This window comes from Microcoleus sp. T3_A4 (assembly GCF_036700465.1).
In the GTDB taxonomy this organism is placed as follows: Bacteria; Cyanobacteriota; Cyanobacteriia; order Cyanobacteriales; family Microcoleaceae; genus Microcoleus.
On the sequence record NZ_JAUBOY010000075.1, the window covers coordinates 1 to 19,584 of the forward strand.

At 45.9% G+C, this 19,584-nt stretch carries 17 protein-coding genes; 7 read left to right on the plus strand and 10 right to left on the minus strand.

Features of this window, described 5'->3' with window-relative positions:
- Positions 1 to 252: 252 nt before the first annotated feature.
- From QUA07_RS27800 to cysC, 6 genes are all read right to left on the minus strand, one after another.
- Positions 253 to 639, minus strand: coding sequence for an IS630 transposase-related protein (locus QUA07_RS27800; RefSeq protein ID WP_333331854.1), 387 nt, complete (start codon positions 637 to 639; stop codon positions 253 to 255).
- A 177-nt stretch (positions 640 to 816) separates the two neighbouring features.
- On the minus strand, positions 817 to 2,454 hold the full coding sequence (locus QUA07_RS27805; RefSeq protein ID WP_333331856.1) for an acetolactate synthase large subunit: 1,638 nt from the start codon (positions 2,452 to 2,454) through the stop codon (positions 817 to 819).
- Between the two features lie 144 nt (positions 2,455 to 2,598).
- On the minus strand, positions 2,599 to 3,966 hold the full coding sequence (locus QUA07_RS27810; protein WP_333331859.1) for an NAD-dependent succinate-semialdehyde dehydrogenase: 1,368 nt from the start codon (positions 3,964 to 3,966) through the stop codon (positions 2,599 to 2,601).
- A gap of 424 nt (positions 3,967 to 4,390) precedes the next feature.
- Positions 4,391 to 6,715: a polysaccharide biosynthesis tyrosine autokinase gene (locus tag QUA07_RS27815; protein WP_333331862.1), complete on the minus strand. Its 2,325-nt coding sequence runs from the start codon at positions 6,713 to 6,715 to the stop codon at positions 4,391 to 4,393.
- Positions 6,716 to 6,857: 142 nt separating this feature from the next.
- The gene (locus QUA07_RS27820; RefSeq protein WP_333331865.1) at positions 6,858 to 8,336 is read right to left on the minus strand and encodes an SLBB domain-containing protein; all 1,479 of its coding nucleotides are present in this window, start codon (positions 8,334 to 8,336) and stop codon (positions 6,858 to 6,860) included.
- A 286-nt stretch (positions 8,337 to 8,622) separates the two neighbouring features.
- Positions 8,623 to 9,147 (minus strand): adenylyl-sulfate kinase, encoded by a 525-nt coding sequence (cysC, locus tag QUA07_RS27825; protein ID WP_333296038.1) that lies wholly within the window; start codon positions 9,145 to 9,147, stop codon positions 8,623 to 8,625.
- Between the two features lie 333 nt (positions 9,148 to 9,480).
- On the opposite strand from cysC, the gene QUA07_RS27830 reads away from it, so the two are divergent.
- The 4 genes from QUA07_RS27830 (at position 9,481) to hetR (ending at position 14,207) form a co-directional block, all read left to right on the plus strand.
- The gene (locus tag QUA07_RS27830) at positions 9,481 to 11,283 is read left to right on the plus strand and encodes an FAD-dependent oxidoreductase (RefSeq protein WP_333331868.1); all 1,803 of its coding nucleotides are present in this window, start codon (positions 9,481 to 9,483) and stop codon (positions 11,281 to 11,283) included.
- 98 nt (positions 11,284 to 11,381) lie between these two features.
- Positions 11,382 to 11,609 carry a heterocyst-inhibiting protein PatX gene (gene patX, locus QUA07_RS27835; protein ID WP_333331871.1) on the plus strand — a complete coding sequence of 76 codons (228 nt, stop codon included), beginning with the start codon at positions 11,382 to 11,384 and terminating at the stop codon, positions 11,607 to 11,609.
- A 611-nt stretch (positions 11,610 to 12,220) separates the two neighbouring features.
- Entirely contained in the window at positions 12,221 to 12,448 is a 228-nt protein-coding gene (locus QUA07_RS27840) for a hypothetical protein (RefSeq protein WP_333331875.1), read from the plus strand.
- A gap of 853 nt (positions 12,449 to 13,301) precedes the next feature.
- Entirely contained in the window at positions 13,302 to 14,207 is a 906-nt protein-coding gene (gene hetR / locus QUA07_RS27845) for a heterocyst differentiation master regulator HetR (RefSeq protein ID WP_333325578.1), read from the plus strand.
- Between the two features lie 175 nt (positions 14,208 to 14,382).
- On the opposite strand, the gene QUA07_RS27850 is transcribed toward hetR, so the two are convergent.
- Positions 14,383 to 15,195 carry a TIGR00297 family protein gene (locus QUA07_RS27850; RefSeq protein ID WP_333331878.1) on the minus strand — a complete coding sequence of 271 codons (813 nt, stop codon included), beginning with the start codon at positions 15,193 to 15,195 and terminating at the stop codon, positions 14,383 to 14,385.
- 11 nt (positions 15,196 to 15,206) lie between these two features.
- Between QUA07_RS27850 and QUA07_RS27855 the strand changes: the two genes are divergently transcribed.
- Positions 15,207 to 15,638, plus strand: a complete 432-nt coding sequence (locus tag QUA07_RS27855; protein WP_333331881.1) for a VOC family protein — start codon at positions 15,207 to 15,209, stop codon at positions 15,636 to 15,638.
- Positions 15,639 to 15,756: 118 nt separating this feature from the next.
- Here QUA07_RS27855 and QUA07_RS27860 read toward each other — a convergent pair whose 3' ends face one another.
- Positions 15,757 to 16,368 carry an alpha/beta fold hydrolase gene (locus QUA07_RS27860; protein ID WP_333331884.1) on the minus strand — a complete coding sequence of 204 codons (612 nt, stop codon included), beginning with the start codon at positions 16,366 to 16,368 and terminating at the stop codon, positions 15,757 to 15,759.
- Positions 16,369 to 16,370: 2 nt separating this feature from the next.
- Positions 16,371 to 16,988, minus strand: coding sequence for a triacylglycerol lipase (locus QUA07_RS27865; protein ID WP_333331887.1), 618 nt, complete (start codon positions 16,986 to 16,988; stop codon positions 16,371 to 16,373).
- 318 nt (positions 16,989 to 17,306) lie between these two features.
- On the opposite strand from QUA07_RS27865, the gene QUA07_RS27870 reads away from it, so the two are divergent.
- Positions 17,307 to 17,759 carry a hypothetical protein gene (locus tag QUA07_RS27870; RefSeq protein ID WP_333331890.1) on the plus strand — a complete coding sequence of 151 codons (453 nt, stop codon included), beginning with the start codon at positions 17,307 to 17,309 and terminating at the stop codon, positions 17,757 to 17,759.
- Between the two features lie 104 nt (positions 17,760 to 17,863).
- Here QUA07_RS27870 and QUA07_RS27875 read toward each other — a convergent pair whose 3' ends face one another.
- Entirely contained in the window at positions 17,864 to 19,021 is a 1,158-nt protein-coding gene (locus QUA07_RS27875; protein WP_333331892.1) for a tetratricopeptide repeat protein, read from the minus strand.
- Positions 19,022 to 19,151: 130 nt separating this feature from the next.
- Here QUA07_RS27875 and QUA07_RS27880 point away from each other — a divergent pair, with 130 nt between their 5' ends.
- Positions 19,152 to 19,451, plus strand: coding sequence for a DUF4258 domain-containing protein (locus QUA07_RS27880; protein WP_333331895.1), 300 nt, complete (start codon positions 19,152 to 19,154; stop codon positions 19,449 to 19,451).
- The last annotated feature ends 133 nt before the right edge of the window (positions 19,452 to 19,584 follow it).

The window sequence follows — 19,584 nt, forward strand, 5'->3', positions numbered from 1 at the left end:
GATGGAAATCCATGAGCTTAGCCTCTAGCATAAAGTTCCTTAATTATACAGTTTCCACCGCAAACCCAGAAGAGCCCCAATTACTGTGACTTTTTGGCCTCGATAAAAAGGTTTGACCGCATAGGCTCTAGTCCCTAGTTGGGAACGTGCATGACTTCTGCTTAAACAAGCGTAATACTCCAGTCTCATCTAAAAATACTAGATTTTCTGGGTTGATATGCTTGACTTTTTCCCAATACTCTAACCTTAACTTCATGACTCTTTCTGTGCCTGCTTGGCTACTCCTGACTGTTTTTTTTTACGATTTAATCCCAACTTCTGTAAGGCGTTACACATGGCTGTTCTACCCACCCAATTTCCCGTCTTTTGGGCAAATAACTCACACAATTCTAGTAAGGTTGCATCGGGATGTGCTGCCACTATTTCCCTCAAAGAAGCTGTGGAATTATTCAAATGACTGTATCTCGGTTTTCCCCTGGGTTTCGGCTGTAAATTCCCCTCTATTTTTTGTTGCTTGACCAGTTTTTGAAAAGAGCTTTTACTGACGGAAAATATCGCTGCTGTTTTTCTGATCGACAGCTTCTGATCTTGATGAGCTGCTACTATTTTTGTTCGCAAATCTACTGAATATGCTTTCATTGGTGTATTATTTTTAGTTGATTTTATTGTACCTCATAACATCCGGAAGTGCTGTAATTCAACTATTGATTTAGCATAGTAAGTAAGGAAGAACCAAACAAGCTACAAAACTCTATCTCCAAGAATATCCATTATTAGAACCCCGACTTCTTAAAGAAGCCGGGACTCTAGCTACTCTTACAAATTGCAACTCATATCCCCAGATAATTGACTGAAACGCGCATTTTCCCGATAGTCTACCGGACAATCAATCACGCAAGGGACATCTTGAGCCAGGGCTTCTTTCAGAATCGGAATAAAATCGGTTGCAGATTCCACTCGATAGCCTTTTAAACCCATACTTTCCGCAAATTTCACAAAGTCGGGATTGCCAAATTTGACGAAATCGGAATGACCAAAATAATCTTGCTGCTTCCATTCAATTAACCCGTAACCGCCGTCATTAAAGATCAGCGTCACAAAATTAGTACCGACTCGCAAAGCAGTTTCTAACTCTTGGCAGTTCATCATAAAACCGCCGTCGCCGGTGGCTGCTATTACTTTGCGATCGGGATAAACGAGTTTTGCAGCCACCGCACCGGGAATCGCAATTCCCATCGCCGCAAATCCGTTGGAAATCAAACAGGTATTCGGGCGATCGCAATGATAGTGCCGCGCGATCCACATTTTGTGAGCTCCCACATCAGAGATAAGAATATCTTCCGGGCCCAGGACTTGCCGCAAATCGTAAATGAGTTTTTGTGGCTTAATCGGGAAACCGTCGTCGGCTGCATATTGTTCGTAGCCAGCGCGAATATCAGCCCGCAATTGCTTAGCAAAAGGGTCTACTTTCTCCATGCGATCGGCACGCTGCAAAATTTCATTGAGGGAATCAGAAATATCTCCCACAACTTCTATAATAGGAATATAACTGCTGTCAATTTCTGCTGGCAGAGATCCAATGTGAATAATCGGAATTTTTCCTTCTGGATTCCACTTCTTCGGGGAATATTCAATCAAATCGTAGCCAACAGCAATCACTAAATCCGTTTCTTCAAAAGCACAGCTAATATAATCCCGTTTTTGCAATCCCGTCGTCCACAGTGCCAAAGGATGAGTGTAAGGAATTACACCTTTGCCCATGAAAGTATTAGCTACAGGAATATTCAATCGAGTAGCAAATTGTGTCAAAGCATCGCTGGCGTTAGCGCGGATCGCGCCGTTTCCTACTAAAAGCAGAGGACTTTTTGCCTTAGAAATTGCCACAGCGGCTTTATTCAAGCTTTGGTAAGCGCCAAAAGTTTTTTCGCGGTTGTCCTTGGCGAGCGGCTGTCCTTCAGCAGGCATTGCTGCGATGTTTTCAGGTAAGTCAATGTGAACTGCTCCCGGCTTTTCACTTTGAGCTACTTTAAAGGCTTTGCGGACAATTTCTGCCGTCGTGCTGGGGCGAACAATTTGAGCATTCCACTTAGTAACTGGCGCAAACATCGCAACCAAATCTAAGTATTGGTGCGATTCTATGTGCATCCTGTCTGTGCCGACTTGTCCGGTAATTGCTATTAAAGGAGCGCCGTCTAAGTTGGCGTCAGCAACTCCTGTCATTAAGTTAGTTGCGCCTGGGCCCAAGGTGGACAAGCAAACGCCGGCTTTGCCGGTGAGACGACCGTAAACGTCGGCCATGAAAGCCGCGCCTTGTTCGTGGCGAGTAGTAATAAATTTAATTGAAGAGTTTCTCAGGGCTTCTAAAATTTCTAAATTTTCTTCTCCAGGAAGTCCGAAGACGTATTCGACGCCTTCATTTTCTAAACATTTTACCAATAGTTGAGCTGTGTTCATTTCCGTTTCTCTCCTCGGTTAATGGTTTTTTTTGGTCTTTTTCAACCGATCGCCAAAATACTAAATGGGAATTTTTAACCGCAGGTAAACGCAGATAAACGCAGACTTATGTAGATTTGTGCGATCGGTTGATAGAGTGGGAGCTTATTTCACCCACACTGTTTTTATGTTAACAAATTCGTGCATTCCTTGGATGCTCAATTCGCGTCCGTAACCGGAGCGTTTGATGCCGCCAAAGGGCAATCTGGGGTCGGATTTTACTAAACCGTTGATGAATACCGCGCCGGCTTCTAGTTCGGAAATAAAGCGATCGCTCTCTGAGTTTACTGTAGTCCAAGCTGACGCACCCAAGCCAAAAGATGTGCTATTTGCCAGTTCGATCGCCTCATCGATGCCTGCAACCCTGAATACTAAAGCTACGGGCCCGAAAAATTCTTCTTGACGCGCCGCAGCATCCGGGGGAATATCTGCCACAATAGTTGGCAAGTAGAAATTGCCGGCATTCTCTGACAATGGGCGACCACCTGTCAGAAGTTTTGCTCCCGATTGGATGCAAGTTTGCACTTGATTGTCCAAGTCTTTGAGGATTGCCGGAGTAGCTAAAGGGCCGATATCGGTTTCGGGCAACATCGGATCGCCGACTTTTAATTGCTCGAATTTTTCGACAAATCCTGTGATAAATTCGTCGGCAATCTCTTCTGCTAAAATAAAGCGTTTGGCGGCGATGCAAGATTGACCGTTATTGAGCATCCGGGATGTCACAGCAGTTGATAAAGCTGCTGCTAAATCGGCGCTGGACATCACAATAAATGGGTCACTTCCTCCCAATTCCAGGACTACTTTTTTCAAATTTTTGCCCGCATTTGCTGCCAAACTTTCACCCGCTGGTTCGCTACCAGTGAGGGTTGCTGCTTTGATACGATCGTCCGCAACGATATCGGCTACTTTGTCGGCGCCGACTAACAAAGTTTGAAAAACTCCTTCGGGAAAGCCAGCAAGCGTAAAAATTTCTTCGATTTTCAAAGCGCACTGCGGCACGTTGGAAGCGTGTTTGAGCAAGCCAACATTGCCCGCCATCAGCGCCGGCGCCGCAAACCGAAAAACTTGCCAAAATGGGAAATTCCACGGCATAACGGCTAAAATAGCGCCCAGCGGTTGGTAGCGGACAAAGCTGCTGCTAGCGTCAGTGGTTGCCGGTACGTCTGCCATAAATTGAGCGGCATTTTTGGCGTAATAGCGGCAAACTAAGGCGCATTTTTCCACTTCGCCGATCGCAGATTTGAGCGTTTTGCCCATTTCCAGGGTCATCATTTCAGCGTAAATTTCGCGATCGCGCTCCAAGATGTCTGCAGCTTTCTGCATCCACAGGGCTCTCTGCTCAAACGGTAGTTGGCGGTATTTTTTAAAAGCTTGCTGTGCTAATTCCAGCTTAGCTTCTATTACCTCATCCGCGATCGGCTCGAAAGTTTTCAGCGTTTCTCCCGTTGCCGGGTTGATAGTAGCAATAGCCATTGTTTCATCTCCTGTGTGAAAAACACAAAACTCCCTGCTAGTTTTGAGCCGAGGCAGGGAGTTGTATCAAGGTATTACAAAATAGGAATTTACCAGCCACGTTTTCTTTCAGATGTTGCCAAGTTGCAACTGCCGCGATTTGTTTAAATTTCTCCTACTTTTAATTATAGTTCAGAGTCTCGATCGCAAATCTTAAGAAAATTTGTCTTTCTGAAATCACGCACAAATCTCAAGAACAGGCGACGCCGGCCTGTTCCATAAAAATTAAATGTTCTTCTGGGGCGGGACGCCCGCCCCAGACAGCTTGATTCACAATTAATGGTGCAAGATGGATTAAATATCTGATCGGGTGTCCCGCCCGCCTTGCATTCTCAAGAACAAGCCCGACGGCCTGTTCCACTAAACATTTCTCAATTCCTCTCCCTCAAACAGACTGTTCCTGGACGTAATCCTGCACGTAAGACTGATAGTAATACCTGCTGCCTTTATCGTTATTCGCCACCATTCCCAACAGCGGAATCCCCGCCATTTTTAAATCTTCAAAAGCCAACACCAGGGCCTCCCGCTGAGTTTGATGCAGCCCTACTACCAGCATCAATCCGTTAGTGTGAGCCGCCAACAAATTCGCATCCGCCAAACCTAAAAGCGGCGCAGTATCGTAAATAACCAAGTCAAAATGACTTGACAAAGCTGCCATTAAATGCTGCATTTTGCGGGAAGAAAGCACCTTTGTGGGATCGAGAGGAACCGGGCCGGAAGTTAACACAAACAAATTTTCATCGCGGGGCGATCGCAAAATCACCTTTTGCACATCTACATCATCAGCAATCACATTGTGCAAGCCTTGCCAATTCGGTAAACCCAGCATTTCGTGTACCTGCGGGCGCCGTAAATCCCCATCCACCAACAGCACTTGCTGGCCCATTGCAGCCGCCGCCCGCGCCAGATTTACTGCTACCGTAGACTTGCCGTCACCTACTTGACAAGAAGTAATTACGCAAGAATTGATCGGAGTTTCAACGTTTAGTAAACGAATATTCGCATTGAGCGATCGAAAAGCTTCTTGAAAAGCATCCGTCGGCATCGGCGAAATTGCCACATCCACCGGGCTTGTCTCAGCAGGAGGAAGTCTCAAAATTTTATCGCTAGCAGGAATTACCCCCAACAAAGGCAGGCGAATCGACTGTTTGACATCCTCTGGAGTTTGGAACACCGTTTTATTTTTAAATCGTTCCGCCAACTGCGCCGCCAGCATACCGAACAGCAAACCAGCCAATCCCCCCAAAGCCAAATTCAAAGGCATAATCGGAGCAACAGCCCTCAAGTCGCCATTTTTGTAACGCGGAATTTCCGGCTTAGCAATAACTTCCCAAGCCACCTCTTTTTTGCCCACAGATTCAAGCTGCAAAGCTTGCTGTTTTGCCAGCAAACCATTCAGCGTATTGTTAGTTAAATCCAACTCGCGCTGCAAATCGGAATAGCGCCGCAAAATCACCGGGAATTTTTGAGAGTATTGATTCAACTGCTTAGCAGCTTGTTCCAAAACTTGATTCCGCACGCCCAGCACCTGAATTAAATTAGCAGTACCGATAAACTGCTCGATTAACTTAATCCGCACCGGATCTTGAAAAGCCAGCACTTGTGAATTTACCTTAGCCAAATCAGTTCCCAGAACTTGTTGGGCTTCTTTCTGCAACAAAGGAATCAGGTTCTTGCGCTGTTCTCGCAACAATTGCATTTGCGGGGTTTCGTCTGTAAACGTAGCCGAGTTAATCGCAATTTGCCCTTCTAATTGTTGCAATTGAGTCAGCATCCCTTGATAGCGGGGAGCTTGACTGAGAGCCGACGCCATCAGCGCTTGCTGCTGGTTCAGTCCAAGCTGATTTTGTAGATTAGAATAGAGCAATCTCTGCTGGTTTAACTGCGTTTGCGCGTCCAATCTTTGCGCTTGAAGTTGGCTGATTTGCTGCGAAAGCTGTTGGGTTTGAATTTGCGGATCGATGAAATTGTACTGCTGCCGCAATTTTTGAATTTCTGTTTGCAGAGCTTGTTGGCGCTTTCGCTGGTTGGGAATTTGCGATTTCACAAAATCCAAAGTCTGACTAATTTGAGTGGTGGTATCTTGCACGCTGTAGTTGCGGTAGCCTAGCGCAACTTTTTCCAAAACAAACTGAATTTTTTTCGGGTCATAATCCCGATATCTAACTTCGATAATCTTGGTATTTTTGAAGCGATTAATTGACAACCTAGTTTCCTGAGAAAACGGCAAATTATCTGCTTTTTGGTTCAAGAGGTAGTTGTAATTTATTTCGGGATACTTAGCCTGCAACTGTTTAATAATCGGCGACATTACTTGCGGACTTTGCAAAACTTGAATTTGGGATTCGTAGTCAAAACCGCCCTTTTCTTGCGTCGCCGGGGCCGCTGGTTGCAGTTTCAGCTCACCGGAGTAGATTTTGGCTAAAGTATTTTGCGTAACCGCTGGCTCTACTAATAATTGAAAGCGCCCTTCGTACTCGCTTTTTTGATTCAGTGTCCAGGCGAAAACTCCGGTAGTCACTGCAGCTGCTACACCGATGACTAAGATTGAGCGACTGCGGCAAACTTCCCAAAAACTTAACTCTTCTGCCTCGGTTTTGTTTCTGCCTAAAAATTGATCTTCTTCATAAAGCCCAGAAGACATTTTTTGCAGATCAGCGGTTTTTTTATGATTAAACAGTGCTACTTGAGATTGTTTCCCTGGTTTCATTGGATTTCTACAACTTATTAGTTTAAACGTCTGTATTGGTGGCGGATTTTCAGGAAATCGGTTGATTCCTCGATATTTCATTACCAAACCGCAATTTTTTTATAAAGCGGATTTCTGAGGTCTTAATGCTAGTCTCTTCAAATCACCGAAAAATATCGAATAACCGAAATATTCCTAACAGCGGGCTGAGAGGAGCGAGAGTTCCGCCTACATTATCAGAGAACGTAGCGCGGCCCGATCGCCTTACCATAATTACATCATTATTTTGCAGTTTGGGATTAGTTGCTTCATTGGCCGTTGCAGAAAAATCAACCTTAACAGTTAGCTGCGAAACGGTGCCGTTAGGATTGAGGCGAATTAAATTCACCGAATCCATTTCTGCCCGCGCTTTATTAAAACCTCCCGCTGCTACCAGCGCTTGATTTAAAGTAGTGTTGGGCAGCACCGCAATCGCTCCCGGTTTCACGACTTCTCCCACAATGTTCACCTTAATAGTATCCGGTGAAAAATTAGAATTAGCAACTTGTTCGTCTTGGGTTTCATCGAGGTTTTCGGCTTTGGGAACGATTACCGTATCTCCCTGTTGTAGCGCTAAATCTTGGGATACATCTCCCCCTTCCAAAAGTTGCCACAAATTCACATTAATAATTTGTTCTGTACCCGCCCGTGTCAGGCGGCGAACTTGTATTTGTCGGATATCAGCTACCGGCGTAATGCCGCCCGCCATTTTAATTGCCCTCGTTACAGTTTGCTGCAAAACATTTTCGCCGCCGTTGGTTTCGCTGGCAGCAAACAAACCAGAATTTTCACCCATTTCATTCTCTTGTACCCTACTTTGAGCCTCTTTTGCCAAAGTATAAGTACCGGGGCGAGTTACTTCGCCCACCACAGCAATATTAATTGGTTGAGTGCTTTGTCCGGTAATGTTAGCTACTGCTAAAGTCGGTGCTTCTTGGCGGTTGAGGCTAGTTACAGTGGGAATAAATATAGTATCGCCGTCGCGTAAAGTCATATCGGCCCGCAAATCGCCGTTTTGCAATAATTCCCACAAATCCACACTAATAATTTGTTCCGGTGCGTTGCGCTGGGGGCGGCGAATTTTGATTTGCCGCACGTCTGCTGACTGGGTAATTCCGCCGGCCATTCGCAGAGCCCGCGATATCGTTGGCATTTGAGTTCCCATTTGCTCTGCTGTGCCTCCGGGGCCTGCTGCTGAGGATATTGTATAGGCTCCGGGGCGGTTGATTTCGCCCGCGATCGCAATTTGCAAAGGACGCGGCGCCAGCAGTTTGAGGGTAATCCAAGGACGTTTAAGGTATTTGCCGTATTTGTCTTTAACAGCATTAGAAGCTTGTTCTAAGGTCATCCCGTACACCGAAACGCTGCCAATTAACGGCAAATTTAGGGAACCGTCGGCCTGTACTTGGTGTTGACCGTTGGGGCCGCTGTATTCCGGGACGTTGAAGATGTCCATTTGAATACGATCGCCCGCGCCTAAAGTGTAAACTTCCGATCGTACACTTGAAGGTTCACTTGCCGGCAATCCCGGCAATCCCGGCACTGCGGGTACCGGTACAGGAACAGGAGAACCCGCATCAGCAGGAGGAGGAGGAGGAGGCATAAGCTGGGCCGCCGCAGGAAATGAACCCACTACCGCGAGCACTGACACTGTTAAACTTTGGGCAATTAAACTTTTGACAGCATTGCTTGCCCAATCACCAAGCTTGCAGCTTTTGCTGGAAATGTCTCCCTGAGCCCCTCTCCTTGCAACAAAGGGGAGAAATTCTTCCCTTTCCCTCTCCGCGAAGGGGACACAAGGGTGAGATTTTTTCTCAAGTTGCACCTTGCGTGAATAACTTTTCACCACCATCGCTTTTTGCCCCTATCCTCATCCAAGCCCGCCAACATCAAATGTAACCCAACTCTTCTAACTTGCTTAGAACTTTTTTAACACTCTCTTCCACAGTTTCTCGCTCTGTGTAACAAATAATCTCAGGATTAAGCGGTTCTTCATAAGGATCGTCAATTCCCGTAAAACCCTTAATTTCTCCTGCTCTCGCCTTAGCGTATAGCCCCTTGACATCGCGACCTTCGCACACTTCTAACGGCGCTGTGATATATACTTCAACAAAATTGGGCTCCATTGCTCTAATTTCGTCGCGAATTGCTCTGTAGGGGCTAATAGCTGCTGTCATTGCCGCTACTCCATTGCGGCTCAGCAGGTGAGCTACAAATCCAATCCGCCGAATATTAGTATCTCGGTCTTCTTGGCTAAATCCCAAACCTTTTGACAAGTTGGTGCGAACGACATCTCCATCCAATATTTCAACTTTGCAACCTCTTGCCTTCAATTCGGGTTCGAGAGCTTTGGTGATAGTTGTCTTGCCGGAACCGCTCAGCCCGGTGAACCACAATATAAAACCTTTTTCCATTTTCAATTGCTTGGTTAGTAGTGAATAGTGGGGAATTTACGCGACGTATTATTTTACTGTCTCGGTTCCCCATTTTCTGATTCTTTTTGATTTGAGATGCGATCTGACTTTCACAATAACTAATTTTTTTTATTAACCGCAGAGGACGCAGAGGACACAGAGGAAGAGGGAAGAGGAGAAAGAGGTCTTTTTAAAATCCGTAGGGTGCGCCAGTGCACCTTACATTCAATGGGCGATAACAAACGCCGAACATCTATCCGTAGCGCACTCATCACCTTACTGAGCCTTTCGCAATCTAAAATCTAAAATCTAAAATCTAAAATGGTATTGCCCATGTCTTCGGTCTTAAAAGCAGATGTTTTGGTAGTCGGTGGCGGCACCGGTGGCACTGCAGCAGCCGTGCAAGCAGCCCGCCGAGGTGCCAAAACTATTTTAGTCAGCGAATTCCCCTGGCTGGGAGGAATGCTGACAACAGCAGGCGTTGCTGCCCCCGATGGCAATGAATTAGCAGCTTTTCAAACCGGTTTGTGGGGCGCGTTTTTGCTGGAACTCCAGCAGCGACAGCCGGGAGGTTTGGATTGGGGCTGGGTAAGTTTTTTTACTTACGATCCCCGCATCGGTGCTGAAATTTTCGCTGATTGGGTTAAATGTTTGCCGAACTTACAGTGGATTTGTGGACAAAAAGCTCAAGATGTGCTATACGAAGAATCTCGCATTTCTGGCGTTCGGTTTGCAGATTTTACGGTTTCGGCCAAAATCACTTTGGATGCCACGGAATTGGGAGATTTGCTGGCTTTAGCGGAAGTTGGGCACCGCTGGGGTTGGGAATTCCAATCCGAGTGGGGAGAACCCAGCGCGCCGACTGCCTCTAATGCTCTCACAGAGCGCTATTCGGTGCAAGCTCCGACTTGGGTGGCAATCATGCAGGATTTTGGTAAAGGTGCTGTTGCCCCAAAAATTCCCGCGCCGCCAGTTGAAAATCCCGATCGATTTATCGGTGCTTGGGACGGTTACACTCCCGAACAATTTCTCAATTACGGCAGGCTGCCAGGGGGATTGTTGATGATTAATTGGCCGATTCGAGGTAATGATTATGGTGAAGGAGTCGATCGACTAATTGCATCTGAAGCATCTCGACAAGAATTCCTCCAAGAAAGTCTCTGGCATACTCAAAGTTTCGCCCGCTTCATTCAAACGCAACTCGGCCCCCGCTACGGCCTAGCACAAAATATTTTCCCCATTTCAACGATCGACAATCAACAAAATTCTTCCCTTCTTTCTTCCTTTGCCTTACATCCTTACTACCGAGAAAGTCGGCGCTTGCGAGGGATAAGTACAGTCACAGAACAAGATATTTTGCCTATTGTCGGTGGCAGAGTCGCGAAGTTGCCGATTAATTCTGAGGGTATTTGTGAAACAATTGCGATCGGCAACTACGCCAATGACCACCACTACCCCAGTGGCGACATTCCCTTGCAGCCCAAATCGATTCGCTGGGGCGGGCGCTGGACGGGAACTCCGTTTACCATTCCTTACAGCGCGCTAATTCCTGCGAGTACAGACGGTTTGCTAGTCTGCGAAAAAAATATTTCCGTCTCTCACATCGCCAACGGTGCAACTCGCTTGCAACCGACGGTAATGAATATTGGACAGGCGGCGGGGATGGCGGCGGCTTTGTGCGCGGAATCTGGATGTCAGCCGCGGGAGTTGCCGGTGAGAGTTTTGCAGGAAGCTTTGCTGCAAGATTCCGAGGCGAGTGCGGCGGTTATTCCTTTATTTAATTTGACACGGGATCGATCGGACTGGCTGGACTGGCAACGCTATTATCTCGATCGACCCCAAGCATATCCCGCCAGTGGCGAATGTCAGGAGTCAGTAGAGAAACAAAGCAGTCAAACAGCAAATACACACAGCCAATTTTCGGGCATTTTCCGCCGCCTCGGCGAACAAGACTGGACACTAACGCTGACAAGCCCCGCATCTGCGGCCGGTCAAACTTGGCAACTCGTGACTTTGGACTCCGAAACCGACAGATTTTTACACAATTGCGAAACCGAAAAGCCTCTGACTGTATGGGGCAGGCTGAATTCGGCAGGTGCTTGGCTGCAGGCGGGATCAGTAGAATTGAAGAGGTAAGGTTTTTTGCATAGATCCGAAAAATTCACAGAAATTTATCCTGATCGATCGGGGAGGGTCCGTATCAGTTAATAGACAATGACACGGATACTAACCCCATGCAAACTTACACACCAATTGCTTTACACAGTCTTTTGGGCGTTACTTTGAGCGCCACTGTCGTTCGAGCCTTTGAATCCCTAGTCGGACTGCTCGAATTTGCCACCGCTTCATACATTTTATCCGCCCAAACCGAACAAAGGGGCGATCGTTCTCCAGAAAGAGGCAGCGGACGCCGAGAGTTCATTGAGCCTAATCTTTACACTCATCAACTACAAGCATTTTAATGACATTGGACGAAAGCTATTTCCGTTATTGAGTTAGTTTCTGCCGCCCGTGTCGAGCGCTCAATCTGATTTCCTGGGATGCTAGTTTTTCAGGTTTCCAAGGCAACTGCATTTCTTGTTTACAGTCATTAGGCTCTTCTTTTATGTGAGTGATGATAGCATATAAACCTTAAACCGCCATCTATCGAGAGATTGAATCTCCTATTTGGCGGTTTTGTATATTATTGCAACCGTCTGGGTAGTGCAATTAGGAATTTTTTTATTAGTGAAGCTAGAGATTTTATTTATTCCCTTTTACATCGACTTATGACTGCTCTCATATATCAGATGGTACGCATCTAAAGTGTCTGTTGCTCCTGGAGGGCGAGAGGGTGAGAAAGGGAGAGGGAAAGATAATTTTCCGCTTTTTATACAAGGATTTTAGGAGACAATTTAAATGCACGATAGCTTAACTAAAGCCTGATTTATTCTTCCTTTTTCCTTCTTCTTCTTCCTTCTGATTCCTGATTCCTGATTCCTAATTCTATAGTTTGATAATTTCCGGGACATTCATCCTGATCAACCTGGGTAAATGTCGTATCTCTAAATAGATACTGATACGAATACTACCCATGAAAACCTACACTGCAATTGCTTTACTGAGCCTGTTGGGCATTACCTTGAGTGCCAGCGCCGCTCAAGCTTTTGAATCTCCACTCCCCCTCCTCGAAACTGGCACTGCCCAATATATGTTGTCAGCGCAAACTCAACAAAGGGGCGAGCGTGGTCCTGAGAGAAAGCGCATCCGCAGAAATTTTACTGAGCCTACTGTTTACACTCATCCGCTACAAGATTTCTAAGGGCATCGGACGCAAGTGATGACCACAAATGAGTTGCTTTGGGCCGTTCATTTGATCGCGCGATCGGATTTTCTGGGATTCTAGTTTTTAAGGTTAAGCGACAACTGCACTTTTTGTGGACAGTTCTGAGGAGATTATTTTTTGTGTGATAAATGTTAGCATATAAACGGGGAACCGCCATCTACCTAGAGATAGATTCTAGTATGTGGCGGTTTTGTATTGAAAACGCTTCAATTAAACAAGTACTAACCACAGGCCTCGGATCATCGGGGTTTTTCAACCAATATCCCTCGCCTTCCACGCCTTATTTTGGCGTTGCAGAATTTGAGGAGGATTATTGTGGGGTGTCCTGCCTGCTGTGAAAATACAGCGGACGGGCTACGAGATCCCATCCCACAAAACCATCAAAATCTTCCCGCAATTATGCAACAGCCTTATTTTAGTTGATCAAACCGGGTTTTGGCATCCATGACTATTCAAGAATTAGGGGATCGGAGTCGCCTCAAATTCCTGGGAGCGCAACAGTTATTTACGTTCTCCCCCCCACAGGTAGGGTTTAATTTTCAACCGCTGCACTATAATTAATTTGCGATAACTAACTTATATATAGGTAAACTGTCAGCGCAGAGGGTGCAGCAATCTACTTAAATTGGCCACCAATAAGAACCACTTATGCGGTGTGGATAGCCTTTAAGCCCATGCCCCTGTTACCTCAGGGAACTTAACTAACCTGAATATTAGGGTAGCTGGCAAGCTTTCCGGCGACAGTCGGCTATGCTTGATTCGGCGCTCTCGCAATAATTTAATGGAGGATGACAAAATGCCTCCAAATTTGGCTATTTCGGGGATAGTGATGAAAAATGACTCTTTGGATCTGGTCAAAAGCCTCAGCCCTAGTGCAATGGATCAGATCATGCTATATCTGGCGTTTAGCGCCATGAGAACCAGTGGGCACAGGCACGGGGCGTTTCTAGACGCGGCCGCAACGGCGGCTAAGTGTGCCATTTATATGACTTATATGGAGCAGGATAACAACCTGCGGATGACCGGACACTTGCATCACATTGAGCCTAAACGGGTGAAGGTGATTGTTGAGGAAGTCCGGGAAGCTCTGACTCAGGGAAAATTGCTGAAAATGTTGGGTTCCCAAGAACCTAGATATTTGATTCAGTTTCCTTATGTCTGGCTGGAACAGTATGGTTGGATGCCGGGACGCCCTCGCATTCCGGGAAACAATTTGACTGTAGATGAAAAAAAATATCTCGAAGGCAAGATTCCTCCGAATCCGCCAGACGCTCAACTGATCAATTCTTTTCAGTTTATGGAGTTGATCGAGTTTCTGCACAGGCGATCGCAAGAAGATATGTCTCCAGAAAGGCGAATGCCTTTGAGCGAGGCTCTAGCAGAACACATTAAGCGGCGCTTGATCTATTCTGGGACAGTAACTCGCATTGATTCTCCTTGGGGAATGCCGTTTTATGCCCTCAGCCGCGCTACTTACTCTCCGGCAGAGCAGGAAGAGCGGACATTTACTATGGTTGAGGATACGGCTAGATATTTCCGACTGATGAAGGATTGGGCGGAAAAACAACCGAAGGTGATGCGAATTATGGAGACTTTGGATATTCCGCCGGAACGGCTCGACCAAGCCCTTGAGGAATTAGATGAAATTATTCGCAATTGGGCCGATCGCTATCACAAACGGGGCGAACCGACGATGATTGTACAAATGGTTTTTGGGCCGCAAGACGACGCTTAGTTTGATTAACTATTAATCATTAGTCATGAGTTGATTGCTTGAGACTAATGACTAATGATTAATAGCTAATAGCCCTGGACGGCGCAACCGGCTTTTTTTCCAAAAATACTGCGTTAATCGTTTGAATTCTCGTAAAAAACCCGGTTTATTGGGTCGCGAATGCGTCCAAGATTAACTAAGCTAAAAAAGCTCTCCAGGTCGCCGCTAAAATAATCGCTGCGATCGCTCCTATGAGTGTATTGAAAAAATTTACCACCTCGTTCGTCAGCCACTCAAACTTTGATTGCACCGTCGCCCCCATCACGCTCTCGATGTTCGTGGCAATAAAAGCTGCCATAACACAAAAAACAATTCCTGTCAAGTCTATTAAACCGACGGCCCAACTTAAAAGCGCAATCAAAATTGAGCCGACAATACCCGCGATCGTTCCTTCCAAACTTACGGCCCCTTCAGTACCCCTAGGTACAGGCTGCAAACTGGTAATCAAAAAAGTCCGCTTGCCGTAAGCTTTGCCGATTTCGCTAGCGCAGGTATCCGAAAGTTTGGTGCAAAAACTCGCCGCGTAACCCAGCAATAACAGGGAAATAGCATCTTGTGGCACAGACATTTTGCCTGTCTCTCCTAAAATAGATAATGCCAAAACTGCCACAGCGCAAAGAGTCGCGGTTAAAGCCGAACCCCAGACATTTTCCGGACCTCTGGCGCCTGAACGCTTTTCGGCTATGCCTTCTGCTTCTTTTTGGGCTTTGCCAATGCGGGTAACTCCCGATCCGACAAGAAAGTAAAACATCACGACAGCATAGCCTTGCCATCCCAAACAGCCCCAGATGAGCACGCCCAATACCCAGCCGTGAAATTGGCCAGCGGGAGTGAGCAATTTTTTAGGAGCAATGGTGGCGATCGTGAGTAAAACTGTATTTAGGGCGATCGCCACCAACCAAGGATTAGACCAAGATAAATAATTAAAGAACAATTCTGAATTCTGCATTTAGTACCTCCATGAACCAAGTCTTATTTCATCTTGCCTTCCCCGTGACCGATATCGCCCAAACCAAAGCGTTCTATGTAGACGGGCTGGGCTGCGAACTAGGTCGCGAATCGCCGAATTCTGCGATTATGGGTCTGTGCGGCCATCAAATTGTCGCCCACGTCAGCCACGAACCTTTGACGCCTCAGCGAGGCATCTATCCCCGGCATTTTGGGTTAATTTTTACTTCCGAAGCTGACTGGGAAGCGTTGCTAGAAAAAGCCCAGCAAAACAACTTAAATTTCTATCAAGAACCGAGACGGCGATTTGTCGGTTTGCCTACAGAACACCGTACTTTTTTCTTAGAAGACCCTTTCCACAATATACTTGAGTTCAAGTATTATTCTGAAGCGGAAGCAATTTTTGGTCGCAGCGAATACGCTGAAGTTGGGGATGCTGTTTGATATCTAGTCCGGTAGCGATTTGCCTCCTGTGGGGACAGGTTTACCAGATTGTTGGTTTTAGGCAATTATTGTAGGTGAACCTACAAAATTTGACATTATACAAGAATGAATCAAACGGTCAATCATGAACTTTCAAGGGTTCTGAAAGTGCTTCAGCGACCGCTTTTAAACTGCTGGAATGCCTCGCCATCATGGCATGGGCGAATACGGACAATTTTACTTCTTTCGCAGCAGATATTTGGGAACTAGAAGCGGGTACGATGATAAAATCCCAATCTGTCCAAATCGAAGTAAAATTGAGATTTTCCAACAAAGCAGTATCTCGATTTAAATCTTCTAAAAAAGCACTGCCAGGACGCATTTGGATGCAGCCTTTTCCCCAGAGAGTGTAAGCCATCCAAGTACCGCTGTGAGGAGAAGATATGGCAATAAAGCGCTGCACTCGGTTAATGCCGCCTAACCTTTGCAGGTAGTAGCGAGTTACTAAACCGCCCATGCTCAATCCTACTATATCTAGATGCTGTTCTGGCGCAAAGGTTTTGTCTATATAATCTGCTATTTGTTGGGCTAATTCGTCTATGCTGGCATTGCCCCAATGGGGCGAGAGATTGAGGGTGTAGACTGACCATCCTAGTTGGGTCAGGTAGGCAGACATTTTGTGAAAAATTCCCGATTTTCTGAAGATTCCGTGAATTAGCAAGACTGGGTTGCGGCTGAAATTGCTATTCATTTTTAAGTGGGAATTTTATTTTCTATAGGTGCTTTGAGTTCTTCAACTATTACGTTAATACTTAGGGGTTCTGTCACCATTTGGCGGTGCAGCAAAACGTTGACTTTAACTTCTTTACCTACTGGCATTTGGGAGCTGTTCGCCGGTACAATCATTATGTCAAATGGCGTCCACATTGATGTAAAGTTTATGCGTTTGAGCATTGTCACATCTTGATTCAAATCGCGCAGCAAGCCACTATCGGGGCGCATATCCAGGTATCCTGGTAGGCGTAGGGAATAGGCGGTGAGGGTGCCGTGGTGGGGGGAAGATAGGGTGATGAAACGCTGTACGCGGTTGATTCCTCCGAGTCGCTGGACGTAGTAGCGGCTGACGATGCCGCCCATGCTGTAGCCTACTATGTCTAAAGGCTGTTCTGGATCGAAGGTTTCAGAGATGTAGTCTGCGAGTTGCTTGGCCAGTAAGTCGAGGCTGAGGCTGCCGTCGTTGGGGGTGAGGTTGAGGCTGTGGACTGACCATCCGAGTTCGGTGAGGCGGGCGGACATTTTGCTGAAAATCATCTTTGTGTCCCAGATGCCGTGTAGGAGGATGACGGGATTGCGATCGAGCGAACTGTTCATTTGAAAAGAAAATTGCTTGCTGATTACAGCATAAATCACTCCCCTAGGGAGTTTTACCCGTACTAGGACAGCTAGCGAATCGGATCGAGGTACGATCGACAATGAGTGGGAATCCCTAACAAATTCTGAGATACTTTGTAAATAAGTGCAAAGCACTGTGAGTATTCATACCTAAAATTTGCTTTGATGAGCGAGCTTAGATATAGCCAAATGTAAATTTTGATGAATAAATGTAGACAAAGGTTGCCATAGCTCGTAATCTAACTTTGTTGACAAGCTTGTACAAATTTCTCTAAAAGAACAAAAGGAGTAAGTCTAATGTTTGGTTTTATCAAAAATTTCTTCGGCGGTATTTTCGGCTTTTTTGCCAGACTGTTGGGCTTGAAAAAGTCTGAATATTTCCTAGATTTGGGCGAGTCGGGAGCGAAGGAACCAGCAAAAGTTGCGCCGGCGAAGGCTGAGCCTGTTGCGATCGCACCGGCAAAAGCTGAGCCTGTTAAGTCTGAGAAGTCTGAACCTGCTAAAAAGGCTAAGGTAGAGAAAAAGTCTCAGAAAGAAAAGGAACCAGTCGCTAGCGTTCCTGCTAATAATGCAGCACCCGCGAAGGTACCGGCAGCGGCAGCAACTAACGGAAAAGTGCCGAGTCAAGCTGAACCGAATCGGACTTTTGCTCCTAATAATTTAATGCCGACACCAAATGGAAGCCGTCGAACCCCTGGCCCTAGCATGAACAATTTCCGGGAAATGGCCCGTCAGGTGAAAACGAAGTAGGAAATTGGGAATTGATAATAGGGAATTGGGCATTGGATGATTCCCAATGCTGACGTTAACAAATTAAAAATGGGATTCCTCATTTTTAAGTTTAACTATTTGTTCTATTCCCTATTTTCTTGGTTTCTGAGGAAAGCTAATCCGCTGTATAGCTGAAAAGCTGAGTCCCAAGGAGTTTCGGATTTGCGCTCGACTTCTATATGAGATTCGATTTTGCTCAACATATTAGTGTAATCGAGCACTGTCTCGGCAAAGGGCGTAAATTCTGACCAAACTGTAACGTCAAGCTGGCGATCGAATATTTCCAGTAAGTGATTCCAGTTAATTCGGGTGGTACTTTGAGGAATTTGTTGAGAGTTTTTGACTCTGGATATTTTGTTTTTCGGGTTCGGTGAAGTGGGGAGATCAGCCGAAGCTTTGGTGAAGTCAACTCCTTGTTGAAATTCGTAACTTTGGTCGCAAATTCGCAGAATGCAGTTTCTGCTGGGAATGTGTAAGTCACAGATTTGAGCGTAATCTTGCCTGATTTCTCTGTGGCGAAATTGCTCCTTTCTTCGGTTGGGGGAGTAGTCCATGACTTCGATGAACATCGGCAACAAGCCTTCTACTCTTTGGGTAACTTCTGACCAGCTAAATTCGATCGCACCGAGTCGATCGAGTTTATCTTTACAAACAACGGCTGGGGAAGAGAGAGACTGGAAGTGTTGCACTCGGAAGATTTGGATTTTTTGAATATCGCTTAGGGTTGCCCAAAATACGGGAATGCCGGCGTTGAGGAGTTCTTGGCCGTAAATTCGGAGTTCGGCGATGGGGCCAGTTTTGTAGAGTCTCCAGCCGCGGCTTTGGATTTGCATCCGGGTTGTGTAGGCGTCGATTTTAAAGATTCTGCTGATATTTTGAATGGCGGCGGGTTTGTTTTCGGGACTCACGGGTTCGAGGATGAGGAGTCCCGGTTCGAGGTTGCTGGGGTCGTTTTTGGCGGTTTCTATGGCTTGTTGGCGGAGTTTTTGTTGTGTGGTTTCAATCCGTTGAATAGCTTGGCGGGTCTGGGAGACGATTTTGGCGTTGGTGATGTCGCGGAGTATTTGTTTGTAGGTTGTTTGGGCTTTTTCGAGATTGTTGGTGAGTTCGTAGTAGCGGGCCATATAGTATTGTACCCACGGATTTTCGGGGGATTCTTTTTGTAGTTGTTTGATGAGTTGGGCAGCTTGTTTGTAGTCTTTACCCTCTAGGGCCGCGGTTATTTGGTTGATGTCTGTCATGGCGATTGCGGGAATGGCGTTGTTTCTATCTTGGCTGATGTTTGCGTGGTTTCGCCACTGGTTAACAACTTTCGCTGTTATGTTAACTTATAGATATGATATGAAACTATGACAATCATTGAAAAAATACGTGTCAAAAGTCAAAAATGATTTTGAGCTTTCACAACACGCAGTAAACCAAAGCATAGTTCGCCGTATCAGGGTACAAGAACTCCGGGAAGCAATAATGGCTGGTGAAGTTATTGAAGAGTATCCCGATGACAAATATGGCCCAAGCTGTTTGATTTTCGGCTTCACCCTTGCCAATAGACCTTTGCACGTTCAGTGCAGTTATCCATCTCGTCCTTTGGTAAAAATCATTACTTTATACGAACCAGATCCGAAAATTTGGATTGATTTTAAGTTAAGGATAAATCAAAATGAACAATGACATCTGGAAAGAAACAATGGTGGAACAAAAAGTAAATTATACCCTTGAAATCAATGGTATAGTAATTTCAAATAAATGTGAGACAAATGCAAGATGATGTAAAATTAAGAAAAATTGTTAACTCGGAGCCGAA